We start from the raw sequence: 11848 nt of genomic DNA on the forward strand, positions 1-11848 counted from the left end.
TCTCCATCTAGTCCAATAAGGTCTTGGCAATTAGCTGCTTCCAGAAATCGTCTTTCCCTGCGGCAATCGTTGCTTTTCCTATCCGATTTGCCCAATATGAATCAGTCCCATACTGCTCCCTCCAGGACCAGGCACGTCGAGTCGCGAAATTTAATTTATATTCGTAGGTAAACCCAATCGCTCCGTGCACTTGGTGTGCGATCCCGGCACAAACGGAAACGGCTTCGCTGGCCCGTAGCTTGGCTGCGGCTGATGTGAAAGCAAAGGTAGCTGACTTTGAGCAACCCGAAAAAATAGCGTCTTGAGCCGCAAGTAAAGATGCGATTCTCGCGCTTGACAAATTACCTGCCATTAATGCAAGTTGTTGCTGAATAGCCTGGTTCTTACCGATAACTTTACCGAATTGCCTTCTCTCGCTTGCGTAAGTGACTGACAGCTCAAATGCAAAATCCAAGGCACCCACAATCATAATGCTTTTGCACAATGCCCCCAACTGCATCAACGACTCACCACTGGACTCATAATCCCACTTGATGGCAAGAGCAGCTTTGGTATTATTAAATGTCACTGTATCCAGTGGCATTTTGGCCTTATCGCATTGTTGACCAATGCTTACTGTATCCTGGCCAAGCGGTACAAGCAGCATCTGGTTGTTTTGCGGCGAAGGCAGAATAATATGACGGCAGCAGCGGGCCCAGGGCACCTTGCTAACGGTGCCGCTGATATGAATCGCATTTTCTGAGTGTTGTACCTGCAAGCCGACAGTTTTACCTTCAGTCACAAATGTCATTGGACCTTCGGGAATGTCTACTTCAGCCATTGAAAGGACGAAGGCAGCAATTATGGTTTCTGCGAGAGGAACGGGAGCCTGGTGATACCCTATTGCGTGAAGAATCGGAAACGCAACCTCCCAAGACTCCTGCATCCCACCATCGGCCTCGCGGCACATAATCCGATGAAAACCACTATTTTCGATGGTGTTCCATAGCTGTTCAGGAAAAACGCCTGACTCCACCTTTTCTATCAGTGCTCTGTTCACTTCCTTAGAAAACAAGTGCCTTGCACTGTCCTGTATCATCTCGTAGCTCATTTCAGTCCCACTCCTTTCGCAATGATGCCTCGCAAAATTTCTCGCGTTCCGCCCCGCAGTGAAAAACTGGGCGCGGCTACGGTCAGGTAGGACATGACGTTATAAAAATCGCTGTCCATGTCCGAGTCGTCGTAAAAATGGCTGTATGCTATTTCTGGCATGGACTGTTCGAGCAATGCTCCCTGATCCTTTAACAAAGACGCTGCCATGGCAGGGTCTTCATTTCTGGACATCATTACGGCAATGCCTTGTGACATGTTCCTCAATGCAAAGTACTGTACGACCAGTCTTCCGATTGCATTCGTTTGATCACGATTTGTCGTATCTGCGGCCGCAATCATTTCCAGCATCAATTGGTGACTACTGAGAAAACGCTCCGGACCGGACCTTTCGAATTTCAACTCACCGATAACCTGTTGCCATCCCTCACCCTCTATTCCAATGAGATTCTCATCCGGGACAAAGGCATCGTCAAAAGTGATTTCAAAAAAGTCGGCCATGCCCAACTGTGTAGTAATCGGTCTGAGCGATACGTCCGGGTTATTCATTTGTACCAGAAACTGCGACATACCCACATGTCTATTAGTATCATCCTTTGGACGTGTCCTAACCAAAGCGATCATATGTGTTGCATGGTTGGCTCCTGAGGTCCATACTTTGCGCCCGTTAATGAGCCAGCCACCGTCGACCCGCGTCGCTTTAGTGCGAATTGATGCCAAATCCGAGCCGGAATCCGGCTCGCTCATTCCAATGCAAAAATAAGCTTCTCCCTTAGCGATCAAAGGAGCGATTTTTGGGGCTAGCTCATCCGGAGAATGACGGATTAGCAAGGGTCCGCTCTGGCGATCGGCAACCCAATGGGCACCAACAGGCGCTCCAGCAGCCAGCAACTCTTCCAGTACGACGTATCGCTCAAGCAACGATTTCTCATGGCCGCCGTATTTCTTGGGCCACGTCATACCCAGCCAGCCAGCCGCTCCCAGTTTTTTTGAGAATGCTTTATCGCGCCCCTGCCAGCTGCGCATACGATTCACCGCAGGATAATCAGCAAGTTCCTTTGCCAAAAACTCACGTACTTCCTGCCGCAACGCCTCGCATTCCGGAGGCAATTTCCCTGGTGAAATATGTATATCTTTTATCGCCAATTTCCTTCCCTCATTTTTAAATATATACTTGCTTGTTAATAAACAAGTATATATACTGAGTCCCTACAGGTCAATATAAATTTGGAGCTAGTTAATGAAAAATGTAGGCCCGTTGGATGGTATCAGGGTGATCGATCTTACTGCCGTAGTGCTGGGGCCAGTCGCGACACAGACACTTGCAGATTTTGGCGCAGAAGTCATAAAAATTGAAAGTCCAGAAGGAGATCTCATGCGTGCAAATGGCGTAGTCAAATCCAAAGGGATGAGTTCTATTTTCTTGGCAATTAACAGAAACAAAAAGTCCGTTTCTCTAAATCTGAAAGACCTAAAAGAAAAAGAGCAACTTCTAGAACTGATCAAGACGGCAGATGTACTCGTACATAACATGCGAACTACGGCAATCAAACGACTTGGACTTGATTACGATACGATAAAAGAGGCAAATCCGAAATTGGTGTACTGCGCAGCGACGGGCTATGGCGATCATGGTGATTTCAACGGACAGCCTGCCTTTGATGACATTATCCAGGCAGGGTGTGGTTTAGCGAGTCTATCCGGCCATGAAAGGGGGATACCTGAATATGCACCGATGCTTCTGGCGGACAAGATTGCTGGTGTATATACAGCGAACGCAGTTCTGGCTGGCATTATCCACCAACTCAAAACCGGCGAAGGGCAGTATATTGAAGTACCGATGTTTGAAACCCTAGTTGCATTTAGCATGACAGAACATCTTGGCGGCGACACCTTTATCCCTCCGCTGGGAGAGGCCGGCTACAAGAGACTCTTGAAAAACGGGAGAAAGCCTGTACCGACTTCCAACGGATATGCCGCTATGCTGCCATACACGGCCTCCCACTGGAAAGCTTTTTTTTCGTATTGCGGGCGGGACGATTTGCTTGAAAAATACGAATTGAACGATCGCCATGAACGCAATAAACGCATTTCAGAACTCTACAGTGATTTGCAGTCGTTAACCGTCAATTATTCCACAGAAGAACTCGTTCACATCTGTAGACAACTGGATATCCCTGCAACCCAGTTTTATTCTATCCATAACATCACCGAACATCCTCACATAAAAAGTGTGAATTTATTTGAGAAATTCAATCACAAAAAAGAGGGCGAAATTCTGTGCATAAGACCTACGTCGTTGTTTGAGAAGACGCCTTTAGGTATCCAGGGAGGCGCGCCAACGCTTGGCGAACATAACGATGACTATCTGAATCAATAACACTTACTAAAGGAGAAGACATGCAACCCCGAAGAATACTTTCCGTCATGGCTGGAGCAATTATTTCCCTCGCCCTACCGTTGGCGTATGCTCAGGATAACAAACCAATCAGAATCATTGTGCCCTTTACCGCTGGAAGTGGATCTGATGATGGATCAAGATTCTACGCAGACCTCATAAGCAAACGCCTGCACAGAACCGTGATTGTAGAAAACAAACCGGGAGCCAGCGGCGTGATTGCGGTTCAAACCGTACTAAACGAACCGGCAGATGGCAATACTATACTACTTGGAAGCAACTCGCTCATCGCTGTTAATCCGTTAACTGTCAAGGATATTTCGTATGATCCGTTCAAGGATCTCGAGCCATTACATGGATTAATGATTTCAAGTCCCGCAATCATCGTTTCGGCTGACTCACCTTATAAGAGCATAAGTGACTTGGTTGCAACCTATAGAGAAAACAGTAACCCATTACTGGTGGGAACGTATTCAGATGGATACAAGCTTGTCGGAAAATGGATCGAACAGGAAACAGATACCAAGGTGACAAATGTACCTTATAAAGGAGGCTCACAGATGGTGACGGATCTCATAGGGGGCCGACTTGATTTTGGACTGAATGACCAAACTGGTATTCTGCCTCTGCTATCCGCGGGGAAAATCCGAGCGCTGGCAATCACGGCCAGCGCCCGAGAACCGAAAATGCCCGACATCCCCACAATGAAGGAATTGGGGTTTGACGGTATGGAATCTTATGTATGGTCAGCATTCTCTGTAAAGCACGGTACCCCCGCACCGATCAAAGCCGAGCTAGCCCAGGCAATTACAGAGGTCCAAAACTCTCCAGAAGGGAAAAAGTTCGCTCAACAGCGTGCCGGTAAGCCACTAGCGCTTTCCCTGGACGAATTAGGTAATTTTCAAAGGCTTGAATACGAAAGGTTTAAGAAAATTGTAGAATCGGCTGATCATTAGCCTTTAACATTAATCACTCCCTTATGACAACAAAAGATAGCCTGCGCATTGATAATACCGCCGCCAGTCAAAATCAGTCCGCCTCTAATCGGCGCACGCAGGCTGAAAGGCGAGAGCTGTCAGAACAGAAAATATTAATGGCAGCAATGGAACTGGTCGCCGAAAAAGGCGCCTACGCCGTCACTTTGGCAGAAATTGGAGAGAGAGCGGGTTTTAGTAGAGGTTTGCCAGCGCACAAATTTGGAAACAAGTCCAATCTTCTCAAGTCGCTTGCGCAATTTATTGCCGAAAATTTTTCGGTCTTCTCTCGCGATGATAGAGCACCGAAGCTCGGTATTCGCCGGCTGGAACTACTCGCGGATGCCTATTTATTGCGTGATGAAAAAGATTGGCTTCCGGCCAGAGCCCTAATCATGCTGACTACTGAAGCTCACCTGCTCGACAATAATGTCTCCGATTATATGGCGCAATACAATCGTATAGTTCTCTCATATATCAGTAAAAACATTGATAGTGCAGTTGCGATGAAAGATCTCAAAGCAGACTGTAATAGTGCCGAAGTTGCAACATTTTTACTCTCTGTATTTCGCGGAGCAACGCTGCTTAGAATTAATGATGAAAATATTGATCTGCATGGACTGCATGATCAAGTTATGTTTTATTTAAAAAGCATCAGACGCCCTCCGGAAAAAAAGCGCACCCAACGCTAAGCAAAAATATTTTTCTGCTTTCATACTTCTCCCATATGATTGAGCGCAGCGGCGTTGAACCGACCTCCAGAATCAAGTGCCACAAACGAAAAGGCCTCTCCAATATTTACAAACTGGAAAGACCTTGATTTAACAACGATTTAGATAACTCAGTGAGTTATCTAAATCGTGATATAAAAACTTATCGTTTACAACTTATCAGAAAACAACATTATTCCAGTTTTTAAAAAGGACTCTCTAGAACGGAATATCGTCGTCCATATCCATGATATTGGCGGCAGGCTTTTGCGCGGGGCGTTGCTGTTGCGGTGCCTGGCTGCGCTGCTGGGGCGCCTGGCGTTGCGAGGATGAGTAAGAATCATCGCCGCCGAAGCCGCCGTCGTCCATGCCGCCTGTACCTGTACTTTCACGGCCCCCCAGCATTTGCATCTGGTCTGCCACGATTTCCGTTGAATAACGGTCTGCGCCGGTGTCCTTGTCCTGCCACTTGCGCGTTTTCAGGCGACCTTCGACATAGATCGAGCGGCCCTTCTTAAGGTATTCACCGACGATTTCGGCCAGGCGGTTGTAGAACACCACGCGGTGCCATTCGGTTTCTTCACGGCGCTCGCCCGAATTCTTGTCTTTCCAGGTTGATGTCGTGGCAATGGATACGTTACAGATGGCGGCGCCGTCTGGAGAGTAGCGCACTTCGGGGTCGCGTCCCAGATTGCCGACGAGTATGACTTTATTGACTGATGCCATGGTTAAATCCTGACTGTAGGTGGTAATCAGGACAGTATGTTAACTGCCCTTACCGGCTTGCACAATTGGGTCATTATAGCCACCGCGGGCTTTACGTAGGAGATTTGAAGCTTCTGGCGGTAAAGAACCAGACAGCGGCCAGTGCCGCGCCCATGAGGAAAACGGCGGGTACACCCGTGTAGCGGGCCAGCAGACCGCCTGCCGCGCCCCCTGCCGCTACGCCCAGTGCCTGCGACATATTATAGAACCCCAGGGCCAGTCCCTTGTGCTCTGCCGGGGCGACGCGCGATACCAGTGACGGCTGCAAGGCTTCCAGAATATTGAACGCCACGAAATAGCCCACGAAGAGCACCACAATGGCCGCGAATGAATGGGTGGCAAAAGCCATGATGGCCATGACAATGGCCAGGCCGGCCACGCTCCACTCCAGGCTTTGCTTGTGCACGTGCCGCGTTTCCGTGTAGAAAACCACAGGCACCATGGCCACAAAAGACGCCAGAATCACCGGCAGGTAAACCTTCCACAGCGTACCGGTGGTGAATCCGCCCAGTCCGATCAGCAAGGGCGGCGCCACCACGAACAGGGACATGAGGATGCAGTGCAGGCAGAATACACCGAAATTGAGGCGCAACAAGTCGCCGTTTTTAAGAACATCGCGCGGGCGCGACTGGATAGCGGGCGTCTGCAAGGGCGCGACCGGCACAATAAAAGTGGCCAGCAGCAGACTGATAAAGCCCAGCAGCGAAATGACCCAGAACAGGCCCGACAGGCCACCATATTCAACAAGCAGGGGCGAGAGCACCAGCGCCAGTGCAAAAGAAATGCCGATGGAGCCGCCCACCATGGCCATGGCGCGGGTGCGTACTTCGGGGCGCGTCGCGTCGGCCACCCAGGCGGTAATGGCCGCGGAAATGGCGCCCAGCCCCTGGATGGATCGGCCAATGACCACGCCGGTAACCGAATCGCTGAGCGCGCAGACGATGCCGCCGATGATAAACAGCACCATTCCGGCGATAATCACCGGGCGGCGTCCGAACCGGTCGGACGCCATGCCCAGCGGGATCTGCAAAATTGCCTGAGTCAGGCCATAAGCACCAATGGCCGCCCCTACCAGGGCCGCATTGCCGCCACCGGTCAGGGTTTTGGCCGCATCAGCAAAAACCGGGGTCAACAGGAACAGGCCCAGCATGCGAACCGCAAAAAGCAACGCAAGCGTCGTGCTGGCACGGCGTTCAGTGGGGGTAAGTTTGAGTTTGGCCGGTTTGGCGGCACCTGCTTCAGCGGGTTGAATTGACGCAGCAGAGTTCATTCAGCAAATAAAGAGACAAAGTGAAAGGAAGGGATAACTGGTGTTGACACCTGCGTTATAGTAATGGATTAGTCCGAGAAAAACCCAGTTCGTTCAACAGGAAAAGATAATTTCATGGATGCCATCCGCATTCGCGGTGCCCGTACGCATAATTTAAAAAATGTGTCGCTCGACCTTCCCCGCCATAAACTGGTCGTCCTGACCGGTTTATCCGGTTCAGGCAAGTCTTCGCTTGCCTTTGACACATTGTACGCCGAAGGGCAGCGACGCTATGTGGAAAGCCTGTCGGCCTATGCCAGACAGTTCCTGCAACTGATGGACAAGCCGGACGTAGACCTGATCGAAGGCCTGTCGCCGGCCATTTCCATCGAACAGAAAGCGGCGGGGCATAACCCGCGCTCCACCGTGGGCACCATTACCGAGATTCACGATTATTTGCGACTGCTGTACGCCCGCGTGGGCACGCCCTACTGTCCGGTACACGGCGAACCTCTGCAGGCGCAATCGGTTGCCCATATGGTGGACCATATCCTGGCCATGACTGCCGATACGCGCATCGCGATCCTGGCGCCCATCGCCCGCGAACGCAAGGGCAGCTACGAAGACGATTTTGCTCAATTGCAGGCGCAGGGGTTCGTGCGGGTGCGCATCGACGGCCAGATGACCGAGCTGGAGCCGCCGCCCGTTCTCAATAAAAACGAAAAGCACTCCATTGACGTGGTCATTGACCGCCTGCGCGTGCGTGAGGAAAGCAAGCAGCGGCTGGCCGAAAGTATAGAAACCGCGCTCAAGCTGGCAGACGGCCGGGTGCTGGTGCTGGATATGGATCAGGGACACGAGCAGCCGTTTTCCATCCGCTACGCCTGTCCGATATGCAATCACGCCCTGGCTGAGCTGGAGCCGCGCCTGTTCAGCTTTAACAATCCGGTGGGCGCATGCCCGACCTGTGACGGACTGGGCCATACCTGGTTCTTCGATCCCAAGCGGGTGGTGGCGTTTCCAACCCTGAGCCTGTCCAGCGGCGCCATTAAGGGATGGGACAAGCGCAACGCGTTTACCCATTCCCTGCTTACGAGCCTGGCAGCGCATTACGAATTCGATATGGATGTGCCGTTTGAAGAGTTGCCACCGGCAATCCAGAAGACGGTGCTGTATGGCTCGGGCACGGAAGAAATTTCATTTGTGTACCTGAATGACAAGGGACGCGGCTCGGTCAAGAAGCATCCGTTCGAAGGCATTATTCCCAATCTGGAGCGGCGCTGGAAAGAAACCGATTCCAATACCGTGCGTGAAGAACTGGGCAAGTATCGCAGCCTGCAGGAGTGCCCTGACTGCGGCGGCTCGCGCTTGCGCGAAGACGCCCGGCATGTGCTGATTGGCAATGAGTCGCGTGGTGGCTCGCGCGTGGGCATGGCGATCTATGAAGTCGAAGCCATGGCGCTGTCCGAATGCCTGCACTGGTTTGAAAACCTGAACCTGAGCGGATCCAAGCAGGAAATTGCCGACAGGATTGTGCGCGAGATACGCGCCCGGCTTGAGTTCCTGAATAATGTCGGCCTCAATTACCTGTCGCTCGATCGCAGTGCCGATACGATTTCCGGCGGCGAAGCGCAGCGTATCCGGTTGGCCAGCCAGATCGGATCTGGGCTGACGGGCGTGATGTATGTGCTGGATGAGCCGTCTATCGGTCTACATCAGCGCGACAATGACCGCCTGATCCAGACCCTGGCGCATTTGCGCGACCTGGGCAATAGCGTGATTGTGGTCGAGCATGATGAAGACATGATCCGCTCGGCAGACTGGGTAGTCGATATGGGCCCCGGCGCCGGTGAGCACGGCGGCCAGATTATTGCCTCCGGCACGCCGGATCAGATTGCCAGCGATGAAGCGTCGCTGACAGGCGCCTACCTGAGCGGACGCCTGCGGATCAAGACCCTTAACCATCGCAAGCTGGACCAGGACCAGGCGTGGCTGCAAATACGCGGCTGTTCCGGCAATAACCTGAAGAACGTTGATCTGAACGTGCCGGCCGGCAAACTGGTGTGCGTCACCGGGGTGTCGGGTTCGGGCAAATCCACGCTGATCAACGACACGCTGGCTACCCTGATGGCGCATGAATTGCACCGCGCCCAGACTGAGCCGGCGCCATTTACTTCTGTAGAAGGGCTGGATCACTTTGACAAGATTATCAATGTGGACCAGAGCCCCATCGGACGAACGCCACGCAGTAATCCTGCCACGTATACGGGTCTGTTTACGCCAATCCGTGAACTGTTTGCCGGTACTCCGGAAGCGCGCACGCGTGGCTATGATCCGGGACGGTTTTCCTTCAACGTCAAGGGTGGCCGTTGCGAGAGCTGCCAGGGCGATGGCGTCATCAAGGTGGAAATGCATTTTCTGCCTGATATGTATGTCCCTTGTGATACCTGTCACGGCAAACGCTATAACCGCGAAACCCTGGAGATACGCTATCGGGGGCGCACCATCAGTGACGTGCTGGACCTGACGGTAGAACAGGCGCTGGAATATTTCAGCGCGGTTCCGGTCATCAATCGCAAACTGCAGACCCTGATGGATGTGGGCCTGAGCTATATCCGGCTGGGCCAGTCTGCCACGACGCTCTCGGGCGGCGAAGCGCAACGTATCAAGCTCTCGCTGGAGCTATCAAAGCGCAGCACGGGCAAGACCATGTACATTCTGGATGAGCCAACAACAGGTCTTCACTTTGCTGACATCGCACTATTGCTCAAGGTCATTAACCAGTTGGTTGATGCTGGTAACACAGTTGTGGTCATTGAGCACAATCTGGATGTGATCAAAACCGCCGACTGGATTATTGATATGGGCCCCGAAGGCGGCCAGGGTGGCGGGCAAATCGTGGCGACCGGCACGCCAGCAGACATTGCCGCTAATCCGAAAAGCCATACGGGACGATACCTGAGGCCTCTGTTGGAAAGAGAAAAGAGGTAGAGGCGGGGACCGTCGCCTTGCCTGCGGCTAGCTGGCTGCGCCAGTGTAGTTGCGCAGTTCCTTGCGGATGATTTTTCCGGTTGTGGTCATGGGCAGCTCGTTGACAAAATAAATTCGGCGCGGATATTCATGCGCAGCCACACGCGTTTTCACATGTTCCTGAATTTCCTTTTTCAGCGCCTCTGATGGCGTCACGTTCTCGTTCAGGACGATAAAAGCGGTGACCGCTTCGGTGCGCTCTTCGTCGGGCAAACCGACCACGGCGACCATGCTGACCTGCGGATGCCCTAGTATGCAGTCTTCGATGGGACCTGGGCCGATGCGATAACCTGCGCTGGTGATCACGTCGTCATTGCGGCCGACGAAGCGGAAAAAACCTTCTTCGTCACGAACGCCCACATCGCCCGTAACCAGGAACTGGCCAGCGAACTTTTCCCTGGTGGCCTCGGGGTTGTTCCAGTAGCCCAGAAACATGACCGGATCCGGAGACTTGACGCCGATATTGCCTTCGGTACCATCGGGTAACGGCTGTCCAAGATCATTGACTATTTGTACGTCGTGACCCGGGGCGGCTTTGCCCATGCTGCCTATTTTGGGTTCGAACAAGTCGGCGCAGGATGACACCAGCATATTGCATTCGGTCTGTCCGTAGAACTCATTGATAGTAATGTTCAGGTTGCGCCGCCCCCATTCGATCAGCTCCAGCCCCAGGCTTTCACCGCCACTGGCAATGGAACGGAGTGCCAGCGGCCAGCGCTCGCGCGGGCTTTCCAGCCGGCGCAGCATTTTTAGCGCTGTGGGCGGCAAAAAGGTATGCGTTACCTGATGCCGCGACATGATGTCAAAGGCCGCTTCCGCTGTAAATTTGGAGAATCGGCATGCGAGCACGGGAATGCCATGATGCAGGGACGGCATGAGCACATCGAACAGGCCGCCAATCCATGCCCAGTCTGCGGGTGTCCACATGACTTTGGCATTCTCGGGAAAAAAGTTATGCGAGATTTCAACACCAGGCAAATGCCCGAGTAGAATCCGGTGTGCATGCAGGGCCCCTTTGGGCTTGCCAGTGGTGCCCGAGGTGTAAATGATAACGGCAGGATCATCTGCAAGCGTACGCACGGGCTCAAGCGTGTCTGGCTCTTGCTGCAGCGATGTCCAGAACGCCAGCGTATCTGCTACGTTTCGCGTGGCATCGATATCTATGACCGTCGTTAACTGCGGCAATGGATCTGAAATTGTCGCCAGTTTGGCGATACCTTCGGTATTGGTTACCAACACCCGCGTCCCGGAATTGGTAAGACGATAGGCCAGCGCATCAGAGCCGAATAATGAAAACAGGGGAATCGCAATAAGCCCCAGCTTGTAGCAGGCAATATGCGCAATGGCGGTTTCAATACCCTGCGCGAGCAGGATACCCACCCGGTCGCCGCGTGCTGCGCCCGACTTTTGCAGCACACGCGCAAACTGGTTGGAATAGGCTTTCAACTGATCGAAGGTGTAATACTGAATATCAGCCGGCGATTTTTCATGAATGATAGCCAGACGACCCGTGCCATCGGCCCATTTATCACATACGTCAACACCAATATTGTAATGTTGCGGCACATTCCAGTGAGTGGCCGAAACCGTTTCGGCATAGGTAGCATGGCGTGTTAGCACGATGGGTCTCCTT

9 protein-coding genes are annotated in these 11848 nt (G+C 52.5%); 4 read left to right on the plus strand and 5 right to left on the minus strand.

Features of this window, described 5'->3' with window-relative positions; translation table 11 throughout:
* Nucleotides 1-7 precede the first annotated feature (7 nt).
* Nucleotides 8-1090 carry an acyl-CoA dehydrogenase family protein gene (locus CAP48_RS00385; protein WP_100694062.1) on the minus strand — a complete coding sequence of 361 codons (1083 nt, stop codon included), beginning with the start codon at nucleotides 1088-1090 and terminating at the stop codon, nucleotides 8-10.
* A complete protein-coding gene (locus CAP48_RS00390) occupies nucleotides 1087-2235 on the minus strand; it encodes an acyl-CoA dehydrogenase family protein (RefSeq protein ID WP_369806308.1) in 1149 nt (382 codons plus the stop codon). The genes CAP48_RS00385 and CAP48_RS00390 overlap by 4 nt, the downstream gene beginning before the upstream one ends.
* 94 nt (nucleotides 2236-2329) lie before the next feature.
* Between CAP48_RS00390 and CAP48_RS00395 the strand changes: the two genes are divergently transcribed.
* From CAP48_RS00395 to CAP48_RS00405, 3 genes are read left to right on the plus strand one after another with little or no spacing between them, the layout of a single operon-like run.
* Entirely contained in the window at nucleotides 2330-3469 is a 1140-nt protein-coding gene (locus CAP48_RS00395) for a CaiB/BaiF CoA-transferase family protein (protein WP_100694063.1), read from the plus strand.
* Between the two features lie 20 nt (nucleotides 3470-3489).
* Complete coding sequence (locus CAP48_RS00400; protein ID WP_100694064.1) at nucleotides 3490-4443, plus strand: tripartite tricarboxylate transporter substrate binding protein; 954 nt, start codon at nucleotides 3490-3492, stop codon at nucleotides 4441-4443.
* A 23-nt stretch (nucleotides 4444-4466) separates the two neighbouring features.
* A complete protein-coding gene (locus CAP48_RS00405) occupies nucleotides 4467-5153 on the plus strand; it encodes a TetR/AcrR family transcriptional regulator (RefSeq protein WP_100694065.1) in 687 nt (228 codons plus the stop codon).
* A gap of 237 nt (nucleotides 5154-5390) precedes the next feature.
* On the opposite strand, the gene ssb is transcribed toward CAP48_RS00405, so the two are convergent.
* Both ssb and CAP48_RS00415 read right to left on the minus strand, forming a co-directional pair.
* Nucleotides 5391-5897, minus strand: coding sequence for a single-stranded DNA-binding protein (ssb, locus tag CAP48_RS00410; RefSeq protein WP_100694066.1), 507 nt, complete (start codon nucleotides 5895-5897; stop codon nucleotides 5391-5393).
* A gap of 91 nt (nucleotides 5898-5988) precedes the next feature.
* On the minus strand, nucleotides 5989-7206 hold the full coding sequence (locus CAP48_RS00415) for an MFS transporter (protein WP_100694067.1): 1218 nt from the start codon (nucleotides 7204-7206) through the stop codon (nucleotides 5989-5991).
* A 114-nt stretch (nucleotides 7207-7320) separates the two neighbouring features.
* Here CAP48_RS00415 and uvrA point away from each other — a divergent pair, with 114 nt between their 5' ends.
* A complete protein-coding gene (gene uvrA / locus CAP48_RS00420) occupies nucleotides 7321-10176 on the plus strand; it encodes an excinuclease ABC subunit UvrA (RefSeq protein ID WP_100694068.1) in 2856 nt (951 codons plus the stop codon).
* 27 nt (nucleotides 10177-10203) lie between these two features.
* Here uvrA and CAP48_RS00425 read toward each other — a convergent pair whose 3' ends face one another.
* Nucleotides 10204-11835, minus strand: a complete 1632-nt coding sequence (locus CAP48_RS00425; protein ID WP_242444277.1) for an acyl-CoA synthetase — start codon at nucleotides 11833-11835, stop codon at nucleotides 10204-10206.
* Nucleotides 11836-11848 lie beyond the last annotated feature (13 nt).

This window comes from Advenella sp. S44 (assembly GCF_002810445.1).
Lineage (GTDB): Bacteria > Pseudomonadota > Gammaproteobacteria > Burkholderiales > Burkholderiaceae_B > Advenella.